We start from the raw sequence: 17,580 nt of genomic DNA, 5'->3' as shown, positions 1-17,580 counted from the left end.
GCGTCCTATTTCATGAAGCTAGTATGGAAGTAACCAGCGTTAAAAAAGTTTACAGGTAAAGCAAATATAGAATAAATGGAAATATTACTTTTTTACGGTCAAACTGTCTAATAGTTTTATGTCTGCATTGATTTTAGACTTTACATTATTAAGTCTGCCGTTAAGTTCATTATATCTGGCAATATTGGTGCTGTCTGTTTTAATGTGTTTTAAGCTCTTTTCAATTGCATTGACTCTTTTTGATAACGCATTCAATTTACCTTTGGTACCATTTACAAAGCCGGTAAGGCTCACTCCTTTACAGGTTTTAACAGCAGCTCCTGTTGTTGTCCCGGTCACGGCAGCAGTGCTTCCCGCGGTATTGGCATTTATGTATGCATTAATTTGTCTGGAAAGTTTATCAACTTTTGTTTCAACTTTTATAACTCTTTTATCTGCAGAATCCAGCTTTCCGTTTTTCTTTGCAATTTTTGCTGACTCTTTTTCACTGCCTTTTTCATTACTTTTTCCATTATTTTTTGTAGTGTCCTTATTCACTGGCTTTTTTTCGGAGAGCATCTCCACCTTTTTACAATTGCCGTTGCCTGTGCTTTGAGAATTTGCGGACACTGTAAAGGTTACCGACCATAGGACAGTTACAGCAGTGAATACTGCCAGGTATTTGCATAGTTTTTGTTTCATGAATTACCTCCCTGAGTTTAGTGTTAATATATATTTCGGCGGGAGGGGCCAAAAAACGGGGGTGGTTCTTTAGGGTTCGCATCAAAGATAAATATGCGGCATGGTTCCACTTTATACGGCTCCTTCGTATTATATATTATCCGGCTAAAACATTATTTTGGAGGAGTATGAAATGGATACAAAGGAGAGCAAATATGTCAGTTATATAAAGGAACGATATCCCCAGATGGATATTTCAAAGGTGGAATGCAATTTTACCGATGGTATGCATGGAGATATTGTTATAGTCAATGAAAAGGATGTCTTTAAATTCGCCAGGTATGATTGGAGTGCCGGGTACATAGAAAACGAGGTCAATATTATTAAATTAATAGGCAGGGATTTCAGCATATATGTGCCAAAAGCCGAGCCTGTGGAGAAAGGGATTGCCAGATTCAATTACATAAAAGGTGAACCTCTGTATAGAAACACTTTATTTCAATTGGGAAACAGGATGCAGGAAATGGTTGCCGAGCAGCTTGCAATGTTCCTGAAACAACTGCATTCTATTCCGCTCAAGGCCGAAAGAATTAAAAACCTGTCCGAATGTCAGGCCACCATGTCACAGGAGGAGTGGCTTACAAAATTTGAAGAGATAGAGAGGAAGGTTTTCCCATACTGTGACAGCTATTCAAAAGAATATTACAGGCAAATTTTCAGGCCCCTTCTGCAGGATGAGAAATTCATGGATTATCAGCCGGTACTTATTCATGGAGACCTGATGCCATATCACATTATATTCAATAAAAATACAAACCGGATAAGCGGGATCATAGATTTTGGTTTGTCGGGGCTGGGGGATCCGGCCTACGATGTGGGAATTCTTCTGGACAATTACGGCGAGACCTTCGTAAAAAGGATGAGCAGGTATTATAAAAGTATTATTTCCTACCTTGACAGGGCAAGGTTTTATGCCTTTGTAAATAACCTGTTATGGGCGGAGTCAGTCTCCGATATGCTTGTCACAAGGGATTTCACCAACTTCAGAATTCCTGCAAAGGACAGGGACATCATGCCCATCGGTACCAGATGGTTTGATATCAAGGGGTAATAAAATCATATTATTTTACAATTGGGAATATATATTTAGTATGAAAGAAGATTAGGAGTGGGATGTATGAACTATACCCCTGAGGAATTAAGAAGTATTTGTCTCAAAAGATCGATTTTCGATGGTTATAACAAAAAACAGGTTAATAATTTACTTTCCTTGATTGATGAAGATTACTCCAGAGTAATAAAAGAAAATGAAGAAATGAAAAGCAAAATAAACAGTCTAAATGAAGCAATACAGCATTACAAAATGCTTGAAGAATCACTCCAGCATTCAATTCTGGTGGCGCAGCATACAAGTGAACAAATTAAGGTAAACGCATGTGAAAAGGCGAGGCTTATTACCAGCGAAGCTGAAATAAATGCAACTAAACTGCTGGAAGCCGCAAACCTGGAAGTAGTAAAGTCAAAAGGAAAGCTGGAGGAGATCAAGTCTGAAATATTTTCTTTTAAATCCAAGACTGAGGCACTGCTCCAGGCACAGATGGAAATTCTGAAGCAAATATCCATCGAATAGTGAGCAGCTTATTCAAGGTGTTTGCGGAAAAACAAACAACACAAAGGTCAATGTTACAGATTGAAACGGTTTTGAGGCAGTGTCGGCATTGCCTCTGTTTTTTATTTGCCGGGTATTAATTCAATGCGGCATTTAATTTTCTCCTTTTGAAAGCACATGCTTCAAATAATATTCATATTCCAGTCGCAAGCCTTCTTCCATATCAATTTGAGGCCTCCAGCCTGTCTGTTGTATCCTGGAATTATCAATAACCCGCCTTGGGGTACCGTCCGGTTTTGTAGCGTCAAAAATAATATCGCCCTTGTAGCCGATAACTTTTTTAATGGTTTCGGCCAGGTCCCTTATGCTTATCTCTTCTCCCGAGCCTATATTTATGAACTCGTTTCCGGCATAGGTCAGCATTAACTTCAGGCAGGCCCGGGCCATATCATCCACATACAGGAATTCCCTCAAGGGAGTACCAGTACCCCAAAGGACGACCGAGGGCCTTTCTTCAAGCATTGCCCCGTGCAGTTTGATAATCATGGAGGGAATTACATGGGCATTATAAATATCAAACCTGTCGTTTACCCCATATAGACTTGCAGGCATTGCACAGATATATTTTGTACCATATTGCCGGTTATAGGACTGACACATCTTTATTCCTGAAATTTTAGCCAGTGCATAGGCTTCATTCGTGGGTTCCAGCGGACCGGTGAGAAGATATTCCTCCTTTATAGGCTGCGGGCAGGTTTTGGGGTAAATGCAGGAACTCCCCAGAAACATCAGTTTTTCAACGTTATACTTGAAAGAGCTTTTTATAATGTTGCATTCTATAAGCATATTTTCCATAATAAAATCTGCCGGATATGTATTGTTGGCATGTATTCCGCCTACTTTTGCAGCAGCTGTAAATACATAGTCCGGTTTTTCTGTCCTGAAAAAATCATCTGTAGCTGCCTGATCGGTCAGATCCAGCTCACTGTGTGATCTGTAAATGATATTTTTATATCCGTTGTGCTCAAGGCATCTTACAATAGCGGATCCCACCATACCGGTATGCCCCGCAACATAAATCCTACTTTCACTATTCATATAGATCTCCATCCCCATAAAAAGTATTGTCAACCTTTTAGATCACTTTCAACCATCAATTTGACCAGTTCTTCAAACGACACCTTCTGAGTCCAGTTTAACTTGCTGTTCGCTTTTGAAGGATCCCCCAGCAGCAGGTCCACTTCGGTAGGCCTGAAAAGCTTACTGCTGACATTGATCAGTTCCCTGCCGGTATCGCCGTCCATGCCTTTTTCCGTAATGCCATGCCCCTCCCATCTCAGATTTATTCCCACATGTTTAAAGGCCAGTTCGCAGAATTCTCTTACAGTGTGAGTTTCACCTGTTGCAATGACAAAATCCTCGGGAACGGGCTGCTGCATTATGAGCCACATTGCTTCCACATAATCCCCGGCAAAGCCCCAATCCCTTTTGGCATCAAGATTGCCCAGCACCAGCCTGTCAAGTTTACCCTTCAAAATGTCTGCAATGCCAAGAGTAATTTTTCTTGTTACAAAGGTTTCACCTCTTCTGGGGGATTCATGGTTGAAAAGTATCCCGTTGCAGGCAAAAAGGTCATAAGCTTCGCGGTAATTGACCGTTACCCAGTAAGCATAAAGCTTTGCAGCTGCGTATGGACTTCTGGGACAAAATGGCGTATTCTCATTTTGGGGAATTTCCATTACCTTTCCGAACAATTCACTGGAAGAGGCCTGGTAAAACTTGATATCAGGCTTTATTTCCTTTATGCATTCCAACAGCCTTAAAGCTCCAAGTCCATTGGCGTCGGAAGTATATTCGGGTACATCAAATGAAACTTTAACGTGACTTTGGGCACCAAGATTATAAATCTCATCAGGTTGAATCTGGTATATCAATTTGCTCAGGTTTCCTGAATCGGTCAAATCACCATAGTGTATAAACAGGTTGGGATTTGCACCGGAATCCTGGAGCAAATGATCTATCCGCCCGGTATTCAAGGAACTGCTTCGGCGTACAATACCATGTACTTCATAGCTTTTATCTAACAAAAACTCAGATAGATATGAACCATCCTGTCCGGTTATACCCGTTATTAAAGCTTTCTTCATGCATACAACTCCTTGTCGATTTAATAATGACAGCCGAACTGCTAAAAAAAGTTATTGTTAATTATGACATTCCCGGCTAGTAACATAATATGTGCCCCCTAATGATTATGGAACTGCGCGGAAGGTGAAAATATCGGTATCATTTATGATTAACTTTGTTCAGCATTTTTCCCACATTGTTCGCAAGATTTTTTACCGTTTCAAGGCCCCAGGCATCTTTTTCGGCATCACCCATTATTGTGCCTCCTGAATGGCAGTATGGAATACCGTCACTAACGGTCAGCATATTCATTTGCAGTAAAAAAGTCTGAATGTTCTGGAGGGTTGTCTCCTGACCTCCATTTCTGGAATTGGCACAGGCAATTGCTCCTCCGATTTTTCCGGCCATGAGCAGATCGGTTTCATAATTGGCACGAAGGCAGGCGCAGCGGTCCATCATGGTTTTTATCTGTCCGTTCACCATACCGAAATATACGGGAGAGGCCAGTATAAGCCCGTCACACCAGTCCATTGCCTTTAAAATTTCTTCCATATCATCGTTATGTATACACTTGCCTGTTTCGGCGCATTTCCAGCATCCTATGCAGGGATGGAGATTTTTGCCGGAAAGTGATATGTATCTGGTTTCAAAACCGGAACCTTTTAGAACATCCAATGCGTAATTAACTGCAAATGCCGTATTGCCCGCTTTTCTGGGGCTTCCTGAAATTCCAAGTATTTTTGCCATAATAGTATTCCTTCCTTTATTAATTATTCTTGAAAATATAGTTGAATAAATTATATAGTATAACGTAAAAAACTACATTAAGCATTTTAATTAAGCAAGTGACATTTGTCATATTAACTTCTGATTTCAGGCACTTAAGTATGACATCAGAATTAAGTACAATATTAATAAAGAGATGGCTGTCAAAAAATATGGAGGTTTAACTATGATAGTTAGTGTGAAGAATTTGGTAAAAAGATACGGGGAGCTTGTGGCGCTGGATCATTTATCCTTTGATGTAAAAGAAGGTGAGATATTCGGGCTTTTGGGACCTAACGGCTCAGGCAAGACAACGGCTATAAACTGCATCCTTTCTCTGCTGTATTATGACAAGGGAGAGATAAATCTGTTTGACAAGCCCATGGCCCCCGACGCATATGATATAAAACGCGATATAGGGATTATAATGCAGGATGTTGCAGTTTTTGAAGAACTTACGGTCTATGAAAATATTGATTATTTTTGCAGCCTGTATGTAAGGGACAGGGAAACGCGCAGGAAACTTGTCGAAGAGGCCATAGATTTTGTAGGATTGAATGACTATAGGAAGTTTCACCCAAAGAAACTGAGCGGAGGCCTGCTGCGCCGCCTGAATATTGCCTGTGGCATAGCACATAAGCCCAGGCTGATAATATTGGATGAACCTACGGTTGCAGTTGACCCTCAAAGCAGAAATAACATTCTGGACGGAATAAAAAAGCTTAATGAAGACGGTGCAACAGTTATATATACCTCACACTATATGGAAGAGGTTGAACAGCTTTGCAGCCGGATCATGATAATGGATAAGGGCAGGGTTATTGCAAAGGGAAGCAAGGAAGAACTCAAGGGGATGATCAAGCTGGGAGAAAAAATCACAGTTGAGGTATTCGGGCTTGGCAGCAGCAGTCTCAGCGAATTAAAAAAGCTGCCAAACATAAGCAGTGTTGAATACAAGGACAAAACCCTTTCCTTGAAATACAACAGGGGAAAGCACAATCTGACGACCCTGCTGGACTTTTTCAGAGAAAATGATATTTCCTTTGGGCGGGTATATTCCGAACTGCCCACATTGAATGATGTTTTCCTGGAAATTACCGGAAAGGAACTCAGAGACTGAGGAAAGGGGCAGGAATATGTTTTTGAATATATTTATTAATAGATTGAAATGCACTGTCAGAGATAAAGAGCTGGTATTCTGGACGCTGATATTTCCTCTGGTACTGGCAACCTTTTTCAACCTTGCCTTCTCGGGCATTTCAAAAGCGGAAGTTTTCAATGCGGTGGATATAGCTGTAATTGATAACGAACAGTATCAAAGGAATAATGACTTTAAGAATTTTATAGAGCAGCATTCCAAAGACGGCCCGGCTGGTGAGAATGACGTAAAGCTTTTCAATGTCAAGGTGGTATCTCAGAAGGAAGCCGACAAAATGCTGGATAACAATGATATTGTGGGATATGTGACTTACGGGGAGCCGCTTAGGCTGACTGTAAAGGACTCTGGCTTTGATCAAACCATAGTCAAGGAGATTTTTGATCAATACAGTCAAACTGTAAGCTCGGTAGTAAGCATTGTCAGACAGAATCCTTCCGCCCTTCAGAACGGTTTGGCAGAGGATATCGGTAAAAGCCAGGAGTTTACAAGAGAAGTACAGATCGGTACAAAAGGCAAGCCTGATACCACCGTAAACTACTTTTATACATTGATTGCAATGTCCTGCTTCTACGGTGCCTTCTTTGGATTGAAGGAAGTAACCGACATACAGGCTAATCTGACAAAAAGGGCTGCAAGATTAAACGTTGCTCCGATTCATAAATTAAAGGCTCTGTCAGCCGGGCTGCTTGCCGATATAATGGTCTCATTTGCTGAAATCCTGCTTCTGTTGTGTTATCTGATATTCGGTTTGAAAATAGACTTTGGAAATCAGACCGGGTTTATTATTTTGACAAGTTTTGCAGGCTGCGCAGCCGGTATAAGCTTTGGAGCTTTAATAGGTTCGGCCAACAAAAAAGGAGAAGGCGTTAAAGTTGCAATTCTCATTGTCTCCACCATGTCAGCTTCATTTCTGGCAGGTATGATGTTTGATAAAATGAAATACATTGTCCAGCAGAATGTGCCGGTATTGTCATATATTAACCCTATAGCACTTATAACAGACGCCTTCTATTCTTTGTATTATTATGATACCCATACAAGATTTTTTGTTAACATAGGTTTGCTGGGCGGCTTTACCGTATTGTTCTGCCTGGCGACCTATCTGAGAATAAGGAGGCAGAAGTATGACAGTATTTAAAACCTATTTTAGAATCATAAAAAAAGCAGAGCACTCAATTATCGATATATATTGTAATATTTTTAGCTCTGGCAATATTGTTTTCATTTATCGGCAATGGCACAAGCGCTGAAACCTTCACACAGTCCAAAGCCAAGGTGGCATTTATTAACCAGGGCCAGGATACGGTTCTGCTGCAGGGCTTAAAGGATTATTTGGGAGAGCATTCCATCTTCGTAGAACTTGGTGACAATACAGTTGAATTACAGGATGCTTTGTTCTTTAGGGAAGTTGAGTATATAGCCAGAATACCTGCTGATTTCACAAAGGATTTCATGTCGGGGAAGGTTGTGGGAATTGATAAAACAACTGTTTCAGGCTCCATAAGCGGTATTTATACCGACATATTGGTGAATAAATACCTGAATACGGCCAGGCTATATATTAATAATTATAAGGGCATTACACAGGAAGAACTGGTTAAACAGGTCGGCAAGGATCTGGCTGTTGAGACAGATGTGGAGATGAAGGTGTTTGAGGGCAAGGCAGAAGATTCCAGTGCTACCAGATCCTTTTACAACTTTATGCCCTATGTTTTGATCAATATTATTATACTGGGTGTAAGCTCTATAATGATGGTATTTAATGATGTAAAGCTCAAGAGGAGAAACCTGTGTTCACCTTTAAGCAATACTTCGGTGAATATGCAAATTCTTCTGGGCAACATTGTTTTCTCAGTTTCGTGCTGGGCATTACTGGTTGTAATAAGCGTTATATTATACAGACAGGATATGTTTAAAATGAATGCGTTATTTTTTTGTATAAACTCTCTGGTGCTGACATTTACGATATTAAGTATGAGTTTTCTTGTAGGTATCCTGATTAAGAGCAGAAATGCCCAATCAGGTGTTTCCAACATTTTATCCCTTGGAATGTGCTTTTTGACCGGAGTGTTTGTGCCGCAGGAGTTTCTGGGGGAAAATGTACTTTCCATAGCAAAATTTATACCTACGTATTGGTATATCAAGGCTAATAAGGCAGCAAGCAATTTGACCAACTTCAATTTTGACAATATGGGCCCTATAATCTCATACATGTTGATAGAGCTTGGCTTTGCGGTAGCCATAACCTCGGTGGCGCTTGTGATGAGCAAAAGGAAACAGCTGAAGGGAGTTTAAAAAGCTTTTAGGGCTTGCTATAATTTTGCACCGGTGATAAACTGGTATAAAATTATACGATGATATGTTTTTAATGAGGATTTTATGATATTGATTGATTTTTTAAAAATAAATAGCTGCCCGTGCCCAGGTTAGCATTTGCATCTTGAATTTCATAAGGTGCAAGTGCTTTATCTGCGATATCAATTTCTTAAGTCACAAGAGAATTTGAAACCGGGCAGTGCGGGGTGCTTGATCAGTAAAATAACCATCGCTGTACAGCTTATGTACAGCGATTTTTGTTTTTTAAATTACTTTTAGGAAAGGATTGTTTCTATGTTATTAAGCAGACTTTTGGGAGAAAGGCTGAAGGAAAAACCGGGAGAGGCAAGTATTATAAGTCATGTATTCCTGCTGAGGGGCGGGTATGTGCGCCAGGTTGCAAACGGGATATATTCGATGCTTATGCCTGCCAGAAGAATTTCAAGGAAAATTGAGAATATAATCAGGGAAGAGATGGATAGGATCGATGGTCAGGAGGTGCTCTTTCCGGTTGTATTGCCGGCTGAACTATGGCAGGAGTCCGGAAGGTTTGAAAGCATCGGCAGTGAGCTGATGCGTATGAAGGACAGATCGGGCCGGGATATGCTGCTGGGGATGACCCATGAGGAAGCGGCGGTTCATCTGGCAAGAAGTGAGGCAATGACCTATGCAAAATACCCGTTTATGATATATCAGATTCAGACCAAGTTCCGTGATGAACCCAGATCCAGAGGCGGACTTATACGCGTCAGGGAATTTACCATGAAGGATGCCTATTCCTTTCACACTTCCCAGGAAGATCTGGAGCTTTACTATAACAAGGTATTTGACTCCTATCATAAAATATTTGAGAGAGCCGGCCTTCCGCAGGTGGTTTCCGTTGCATCCGACACGGGAATGATGGGAGGAAATGTGGCGCATGAATACATGCTGCTGGCTGAGTCGGGAGAAGACTCCATCATAGTCTGTGACAGCTGTGACTATAGAGCAAATATGGAGGTGGCAGCTTCAAAAACAGTTTGCAGGAGCGGTGAAGACAGCCAAACAGCCGGGGATGACGGAATGAATCAGCAAATAGAAGAAGTTTATACTCCTGACATGAAAAGTATAGATGATATATGCCGGTTTCTGAAAGTAGAAGCTGCAAAGCTTATAAAAGCCACAGTATTTTCAGTTGAAAACAGTAAAAAGCCTCTGATTGTGTTCATACGTGGAGATTTACAGGTGAATGAGGCAAAGCTTAAAAGGGTGGTAAAGGCAAATGTATTTCCATATGATGAACGTGTGGACGGCAACAGCGGAATCTGCTTTGGTTTTATAGGAACCAGGGGAATTGACGCAAAGAATAATACAATTCTCTTCGATGAATCCCTTAAGGGCCAATTCAATATGGTAACAGGTGCAAACAAACCTGATTATCATTTAACAGGCATTAATGTAGAAAGGGATATAAGACCTGAGAGTTATGTGGAGGTGGCAAAGGTCAACGAGGGGGATACCTGTATTAAGTGCGGAGGCAGGCTCTCGGTGAAGCGCGGTATCGAGGTGGGCAACATATTCCAGCTGGGTATCAAATACACAGAAAGCATGAACATGGCCTATACCGACAATGACGGCAGACAGAGACACCCGGTCATGGGCTGCTATGGCATTGGAATAGGAAGACTTTTGGCCTGTATAATTGAGGCACACCACGACGACTGCGGCCCTATCTGGCCGAAGAGTATAGCTCCCTGGCAGATACACATATGCATGATAAATAAGAAAAATGATGATGTCAGGAAAACTGGTTTTGAAATGTATGACAAACTCTCCCGCAGGTATGAAGTTATCATGGATGACAGGGACGTGCAGGCGGGCATTCAATTTGCAGATGCAGATCTTCTTGGAATACCGCTGAGATTGATAGTCAGCAGCAGAAATCTGGAGCAGGGAGAGGTAGAAGTTGTATCAAGAGATAAAACACTCAGGGAAAAGGTCCGGCTGGAGGAGCTGGAGAGCTTTTTGGAAAAAGTGGTATAGAAAAGAAACTTCGTATAAAAGCGGCAAAGTAGCCGACGTGAGGCGTGTTATAAATTGTCAACAGAGGGTAATATATCAACAAACAACATAGAAAGGTTCCAGTATGTATACCAGAAACGAACAATTCATGCTTAAGGCATTAAGACAGGCCGAATTGGCTTTTTCAAAAGGGGAGGCTGCCGTTGGAGCGGTCATAGTCAAGGACGGAGTGATAATATCAAGAGGGCATAATAAAAAGGAAGCCCGGCTTGATGTAACTTCACATGCCGAAATAGAAGCCATAAAAAAAGCGGCAAAAAAACTTGGCACATGGAGGCTGGACGGCTGTGATATGTATGTAACACTGGAGCCCTGCCCAATGTGTGCAGGAGCTGTCATTCAGTCCAGAATCAGAACTCTATATATAGGTGCCATGGACAACAGGGCAGGGGCGGCAGGTTCTGTGGTGGATCTTTTCAGAATTCCCCAGTTCAATCACAGAGTCGATGTGGTTATAGGACTGCTTCACGAGCAGTGTACAGAATTACTCAAAAAGTTTTTTGTGGAATTGAGACAAAAGTAAAGATAAAGTATATTGCATGTATAAAGAGGGTATAAATACATTACCAATAAAGAAATATAAAATAAAAACCGCATGGACAGGATGGTATACTTATGATAAACAGGAAGCTTATTACAAGGGAACAGGCCGTGAGGGCAATTGAAACCGGAGAATTCGGAAATGATATACTTACTTCAAAGCCCAGGGTTGTTATTATTCTTACCCAGGACTGGTGCCCCCAGTGGCACGATATGAGAGGCTGGCTTTATGGGCATGACACCAAGGAAGATATTGATATTTATGAACTGGAATACAATAAAACGGACTTCTTTGATGAGTTCAGAAATTTCAAGGAAAACCGGCTGGGGAATGATACCATCCCGTACGTGAGATTCTACAAAGAGGGAGTTCTTTACAGGGAATCAAACTATATCAGTGAAGGACAGTTTTTTGAAATACTGAGTATGTAGACAAATAATAAAACAAAAGCGTTTCAAACCGCCAAAGGGTTTGAAACGCTTTTTGTGTTAAAATAAACTCCGGTCTTACTCAGCCAGATAATCAGCTTTGGTTCTGTTGCTTTCAGCCTTTCCTGCGCTGGTAATACTTATATACACACTGCCTGAGGCTGTCCCCAGCTGGGAGATTACAACGGTTCCCGTTGTGCTGCCCGAGGCTACGGTGGCTGAACCGAGAAGGCTTCCGCCTGCAGCAGCAGAGTAAACATTGATAATATCTCCGCCGTTAAGGTTTGTTACGGTTACGGTATCCGAAGTACCGGTTGGATTATTGCTTACGCTTATGTAACCTGCGTAGGGTTCATTGGTTGTCTGCTCCGAAACGTATTCGGCTTCGGTTCTCTTACTCTCTGTCTTACCCTTTGAAGTTACTGAAACATATACACTGCCTGCCGACTCACCCAGCTGCTTAACTGTGATTTTTACCTGATCACTTCCGGAAGAGGCTGTTGCCGATCCCAGAAGCTCTCCGCCGGATTCAGAATCATAAACCTTGACCTTGTCACCGGCTGTCAGACCGGATACCTGGATTATATCCGACAAAGTCACATTATTTGTTATATAGATATTGCCTGCATACGGTGCGGTTGACCTGCTCTCAGCAACATAACCCGCCTCTGTTCTGACGCTTTCAGTCTTACCTTTTGTAATAACTGAGACATATACAGTCCCGGCAGCCGAGCCGAGGTCCTCAACAGATACCGTTGCTTCGGTCTTATTATTGGCAACCGACGCATTACCCAGCAGGTTTCCGCCGACAGCACTGTCATAAACCTTTACAACATCACCTGATAACAGGTTATATACGGTAATAGTATCATTAATGTCTACATTATTAACTATGTAAATATCTCCGATATATGGTGCCATAGTGCTTGTTTCGGATATATATTCGGCTTTTGTCAGACTGCTTTCTGCCCTGCCGTAATTTGTCACTGATACATAAACTTTTCCTGCTGCTGAGGTAAGCTGTGTCACCGACATGGTTGCCATACTGCTTCCGGGAGGAACCGTGGCGGCGCCTATGAGGTTTCCGTTGGAAGCGGCATCATATACCTTGACAACATCGTTATCATTTAATCCCTTCACAGTTATTGTATCGGCTATACCCGCATTATTCACAATGAATATGTTGGAGGCCAGAGGTGCCGTCGATTCGGCCTCGTATTCCACGGCGGTTCTGGCACTTTCACTCCTGCCGTAGTTGGTAACGGTAATATAAATCTTACCTGCACCGGTACCCAGCTGTGATATATTGGCCGTAGCCGCCAGAGTATTCTCATCTGCAACTGCTGTTGCAAGTCTCGTACCGTCGGTTTCGGAATTGTAAATCTTAATGGTATCATATGCCAGAAGCCCGGTAACGACTATTGTGTCCGACATGCCGGAATTATTTGTTATTTTGACATTGCCGGCAGCAAGAGGCTCCGAAGCGCTCTCCTTTGTATAGGAGATGGCGGCTCTGCCGCTCTCGGTTTTTCCTTTGGTCGTTACCGAAATATAAACAACTCCGTCGTTTACGCCCAGCTGAGTTATTGAAATAGTAGCCTCGGTACTGTCGGCCGGGACTGTGGCAGTGCCGATGGGATTACCGCCTGTAGCCTGGGTGTACACTTTGATTACGGCATTGGGTTCCATTCCGAATACGGTTATGGTATCGGCAAAGCCAACATTATTGTATATTTCCACATTGGATGCATCAGGAGGAGTTGATGTCGCCTTCGCCTCATAGGTGACCTTGGCTCTATTACTTTCCAGCTTTCCGGGAGTGGTTACCGTGATATAAACATCTCCTCCGGTATCGCTCAATTGTGAAACCGATATGGTAACCTCTGAATTGTAGGTGGCTACAGTCCCTTTACCCAGCAGGATTCCACCTGATTCAGCACTGTATATGCTTACAACATCATTATCCTTTAATCCGCCTACTGTTATTGTACTGGCTATACCGTAATTGTTGGCAACCGACACTTTTGCCGGATCGGGCGGAGCAGAGGCTTCCTCAGCCTTGTATGCTGCGTCTGTTCTCTCTCCTTCAGCTTTATTCACACTTGTTACTGTCACAAATACTTTACCTTCGGCAGTGCCCAACTGTGCTATCTCAACAGTTGCTTCGGTACTTGAAGACGATACTGTGGCTGAACCCAACAGGTTGCCGCCTGAAGACAGGGAATACACTTTAACAATGTCGCCCGGTGTCAGACCTGTAACCCTTACGGTATCGGACGAACCTGCATTGTTGGTAACTGTAATGCGGGCACTGTCCAGTTTGCCTGAAACAGGCTCGGCATCGTAGTCAGCGGTAATTCTCTTACTCTCAGCCTTGTTTGTGCCTGCAACCGTAACATATACTTTACCGGCTGCGGTACCCAGCTGTGTTATTGTCACTGTGGCTTCAGAGCTATAGGTTGTCACGGTTGCCGAACCGAGCAGGTTTCCTCCTGTTTCGGCGGAATAAACCCTGACCACATCTCCTGCTGTCAGGCCGGTGACTCTGACAGTATCCGCAGCACCCGAATTATTATTTATGGTAATGTTATTACTATCAGGCTCAGTAGATTTACCCTCGTCGGAATAATCCGCTTTGGTCCTGTTGCTTTCGAGCTTGCCTGAGCTTGTTACAGTTATATAAACAGAGCCGTTGGCAGTTCCAAGCTGTGTTACGGTTATAGTGGCATCTGTACCTGCTGCAGGAACTGTCGCACTTCCCAGGAGGATTCCCTGATTCTGGGCACTGTAGGCCTTGACAACATCTTCGGGGCTTAAGCCTGAGACATAGATGGTATCAGGTGTACCCGATATATTATTTGTAACAACTATTTGAGATTCACTCAGATCAACAGATGAAGCTTCTCCGGTGTAAGTCACTTCTTTTCTGGCACTTTCCGATTTATCGGTGCTGGATACGGTTACAAATACGCTTCCGGCACCCTTGCCCAACTGCGGAATGCTGACAGTAGTATCGGTTGATCCGGCTGCTACCGTTGCTGATCCCAGGAGTGTACCTCCCTGCAGGGAATCATATACTTTTACCACATCTCCTGCGGATAATCTTGTAAAGTAAACAGTGTCGGCTTTCCCTGCATTATTTGTCACAGTGATGTTGGAGGAATCCACATCGACATAGACACTTTCTGCCTTGTAGTCTGCTTTGGTTCTCTTGCTTTCAGCTTTTCCGGTGCTGGATACGGTTACATATACACTGCCGGCTGCGGTGCCAAGCTGCGCTATGCTTACCGTAACATCTGCCGCTGAGCTTGCTACAGTGGCAGTTCCGATGATGTTGCCCTGCGAAGGTGCGTTATATATTCTTACAATATCTCCCGAAGTAAGGTTGCTTACATATATAGTATCTGCTTTTCCAACATTGTTTGATATTGAAATATTGTTAATATTTGGATCTGTCGAAGTTCCTTCGGCACTGTAATCGATTTTCGTCCTGCCGCTTTCCTGGGCACCGGGCTGGGTAATAGTTAAATAAACCGAGCCTCCGGCAATACCAAGCTGTGAAATAGTCACTGTCGCATCGGTTTTTGAGGTTGCAACCGTTGCAGAACCCAACAGAGATCCTGAGGCTGGCGCATTGTAAACCTTGATCAAGGTACCCTCTGTTAAACCGGTGACATATATTGTGTCAGCCGCTCCGGAATTATTGGTTACAGTTACCGAGTTTGAATCCAGCGAATTGGATTTTGACTCTGCAAGGTACTCTGCCGGGACTCTGGAGCTTTCCAGTTTCCCCGAGGTTGTAATGGATACGTAAACTGAACCACTATCAGTTCCAAGCTGTGAAATTGATATGGTGACGTCGGTAGCTGATTTGGCAACCGTTGCACTTCCCAGCAGATTTCCTGTGTATTCTGCATCATACACCTTGACCACATCGCCGCTTACAAGGCCGGATACATACACGGTGTCGGCTTTGCCCACATTGTTGGTGACAGTTATATTGGACGGAGCTATATCTGTGGAAGAGCCTTCCTGCGAGTAACTGATTTTGACTCTTTGGCTCTCATTCCTTCCGGCATTGGTAACAGTTACATAAACGACACCTGAGGAAGAACCCAACTGAGGTATTGATACTGTGGCTTCATTTCCTGAGGAAGTTACTGTTGACTGGCCAAGCAAACTACCTTTGGTTTCTTTATTGTATACCTTTACAACATCACTTGGGGACAGTCCGGTAACATATACCGTGTCAGCTTTTCCAGAGTTGTTGGTAACGGTGATAAATCCTGAATTCGGTTTTTCGGAAGCCAGCTCACCTTCAAATTCTACTGGTACCGACGAACTTTCAGCAAGCTCCTTGCTTGTGACGGTAATGTATACAATTCCTGCGTCAACACCAAGCTGAGGCACGGATATTGTTGCATCGTAGGCTGAGGAACCCACAGTTTTAGTTGCCAGAACCTTGCCGCTGTCGTTATATATTTTTACGACATCGCCGGCGCTGAGGCCGGGGATGTAAACGGTGTCGGCGCTTTTAGCGTTATTGTTTATTACTATGTTGTCAGGATCAAGAGGTGCTGAGGCCGGCTCGGCCTTAAAGGGGACTTCTGTTCTTTTACTTTCCAGATAGCCTTTGCTTGTTACAGTTACATATACAGAGCCTTCTGCACTGCCAACCTGAGGTACTGTTATTGTTACATCGGAACCTGATGTGGAAACAGTTTTACTGCCCAACAGCTTTCCTCCGGTCTCTGCACTGTAGACTTTAATTACATCTCTTGGGGTAAGTCCTGAGACGTAAATAACATCTGATTTTTGAGCGTTATTTGTTATTGTCACGGCTTTAGGATCGATAGCACCGGACCTTGGCTCGGCAGGGTAGTCAGCTTTTGTCCTGCCGCTTTCGGTATTACCCTTTTCAATTACCGATATATAAAGACTTCCCTCGTCAGTACCGATTTGAGGAACTGATAAGGTAATCTCGGACTTGCTCTTAGAGACCGTTCCATAGGTCAGGATCTTATTTCCGGTTGAGGCCGTATATACTTTGACCAAAGTACCGGGATCAAGTCCGAATATGTAAATAATATCCGATTTTCCTGTGAGATTGTTGGTTATGATTATATTGCCTGCCGCAGGAGCGGGGGATGCAGCAAATACCTTCTGAACGTTCAGAGATAGGTTTGCAAGCACCAGTGCTATAACCATAATGATTGATAGAATTCGTTTCATTAGATATTGGTCTCCTTTTCAGAAATTACGCTTTTGTAGATAAAAAAGTCGTGGTTAATGACATTTTCCTTAGTTATATCGGCAAAACATGGCTGATATATTAGTGTAAAATTGCAAACGAAATATATATTATAATGTAAGAGAGTGTAAGAAAAGAAAAACTTCAAAATAATTTATAGCAATATGATATAAAACATGAAAAAGGTACTTGAAACTGGTCAGAAAACATTAAGGGTGTGTTGTTGACGGTAAAAAAAATAGATGCTATAATTATTTCAAATATAGGATTTACAGCTTTTTCAAGTTTTTTATGGACTGAAAAGAGACAATTAAATTAATTGATCGATGAAGGAAGTAAGATGTATTGAATTCGGGTCAGAGAGTCAGCGGATGGTGCGAGCTGATACGACAGGTACATGTATAACTCATTCCGGAGGACTGGGGCCAAAATGATATTTTATCACGGTAGGCGGCAGCGGCGGCTACGATATAGCCCGGACACAGGCGCGCGCCGGAGATGTCCACTGAGAGTGCAGTCTTTGTATAGATTGCATTAAATCAGGGTGGTACCACGGAGGAATTATCCCTCGTCCCTGCATATTGCAGAGCCGAGGGTATTTTTATATCTAAATCTCATTTTAAAATCGCCATAACATCATTCCGGGGTTGGCCGGGATCAAAT

Annotated in this window: 13 protein-coding genes; 8 read left to right on the top strand and 5 right to left on the bottom strand. The window is 42.7% G+C overall.

Features of this window, described 5'->3' with window-relative positions; all coding sequences use genetic code 11:
* Positions 1–84: 84 nt before the first annotated feature.
* The gene (locus CTER_RS21585; protein WP_004629313.1) at positions 85–681 is read right to left on the bottom strand and encodes a hypothetical protein; all 597 of its coding nucleotides are present in this window, start codon (positions 679–681) and stop codon (positions 85–87) included.
* Between the two features lie 172 nt (positions 682–853).
* Between CTER_RS21585 and CTER_RS21580 the strand changes: the two genes are divergently transcribed.
* Together CTER_RS21580 and CTER_RS21575 are read left to right on the top strand one after the other, a co-directional pair.
* Entirely contained in the window at positions 854–1,771 is a 918-nt protein-coding gene (locus CTER_RS21580; RefSeq protein ID WP_004629421.1) for an aminoglycoside phosphotransferase family protein, read from the top strand.
* A gap of 66 nt (positions 1,772–1,837) precedes the next feature.
* Positions 1,838–2,290 (top strand): DivIVA domain-containing protein, encoded by a 453-nt coding sequence (locus CTER_RS21575; RefSeq protein ID WP_004629371.1) that lies wholly within the window; start codon positions 1,838–1,840, stop codon positions 2,288–2,290.
* 132 nt (positions 2,291–2,422) lie between these two features.
* Here the strand turns inward: CTER_RS21575 and CTER_RS21570 are convergent, their stop codons facing one another.
* The 3 genes from CTER_RS21570 to CTER_RS21560 form a co-directional block, all read right to left on the bottom strand.
* Positions 2,423–3,367, bottom strand: coding sequence for a GDP-L-fucose synthase family protein (locus CTER_RS21570; RefSeq protein WP_004629315.1), 945 nt, complete (start codon positions 3,365–3,367; stop codon positions 2,423–2,425).
* A gap of 29 nt (positions 3,368–3,396) precedes the next feature.
* Positions 3,397–4,416, bottom strand: a complete 1,020-nt coding sequence (gmd, locus tag CTER_RS21565; protein ID WP_004629279.1) for a GDP-mannose 4,6-dehydratase — start codon at positions 4,414–4,416, stop codon at positions 3,397–3,399.
* Positions 4,417–4,555: 139 nt separating this feature from the next.
* Positions 4,556–5,143 (bottom strand): flavodoxin family protein, encoded by a 588-nt coding sequence (locus CTER_RS21560; protein WP_004629459.1) that lies wholly within the window; start codon positions 5,141–5,143, stop codon positions 4,556–4,558.
* 205 nt (positions 5,144–5,348) lie between these two features.
* Between CTER_RS21560 and CTER_RS21555 the strand changes: the two genes are divergently transcribed.
* The 6 genes from CTER_RS21555 (at position 5,349) to CTER_RS21530 (ending at position 11,669) form a co-directional block, all read left to right on the top strand.
* Entirely contained in the window at positions 5,349–6,281 is a 933-nt protein-coding gene (locus CTER_RS21555; RefSeq protein WP_004629358.1) for an ABC transporter ATP-binding protein, read from the top strand.
* A 16-nt stretch (positions 6,282–6,297) separates the two neighbouring features.
* Positions 6,298–7,458: an ABC transporter permease gene (locus CTER_RS21550; RefSeq protein WP_004629321.1), complete on the top strand. Its 1,161-nt coding sequence runs from the start codon at positions 6,298–6,300 to the stop codon at positions 7,456–7,458.
* A gap of 44 nt (positions 7,459–7,502) precedes the next feature.
* On the top strand, positions 7,503–8,615 hold the full coding sequence (locus CTER_RS21545; RefSeq protein WP_004629364.1) for an ABC transporter permease: 1,113 nt from the start codon (positions 7,503–7,505) through the stop codon (positions 8,613–8,615).
* Positions 8,616–8,930: 315 nt separating this feature from the next.
* On the top strand, positions 8,931–10,658 hold the full coding sequence (locus CTER_RS21540) for a proline--tRNA ligase (protein WP_004629464.1): 1,728 nt from the start codon (positions 8,931–8,933) through the stop codon (positions 10,656–10,658).
* A 103-nt stretch (positions 10,659–10,761) separates the two neighbouring features.
* Positions 10,762–11,220, top strand: a complete 459-nt coding sequence (gene tadA, locus CTER_RS21535) for a tRNA adenosine(34) deaminase TadA (protein ID WP_004629429.1) — start codon at positions 10,762–10,764, stop codon at positions 11,218–11,220.
* A gap of 92 nt (positions 11,221–11,312) precedes the next feature.
* Positions 11,313–11,669: a hypothetical protein gene (locus CTER_RS21530; RefSeq protein WP_004629295.1), complete on the top strand. Its 357-nt coding sequence runs from the start codon at positions 11,313–11,315 to the stop codon at positions 11,667–11,669.
* Positions 11,670–11,744: 75 nt separating this feature from the next.
* Here CTER_RS21530 and CTER_RS21525 read toward each other — a convergent pair whose 3' ends face one another.
* Positions 11,745–16,898 carry a beta strand repeat-containing protein gene (locus CTER_RS21525; protein ID WP_004629389.1) on the bottom strand — a complete coding sequence of 1,718 codons (5,154 nt, stop codon included), beginning with the start codon at positions 16,896–16,898 and terminating at the stop codon, positions 11,745–11,747.
* Positions 16,899–17,580: the final 682 nt, after the last annotated feature.

The organism is Ruminiclostridium cellobioparum subsp. termitidis CT1112 (genome assembly GCF_000350485.1).
Taxonomy (GTDB): Bacteria; Bacillota; Clostridia; order Acetivibrionales; family DSM-1351; genus Ruminiclostridium; species Ruminiclostridium termitidis.
Note: the sequence above shows the minus strand (reverse complement) of the source record. Positions and strands in the feature narration are given on the sequence as shown.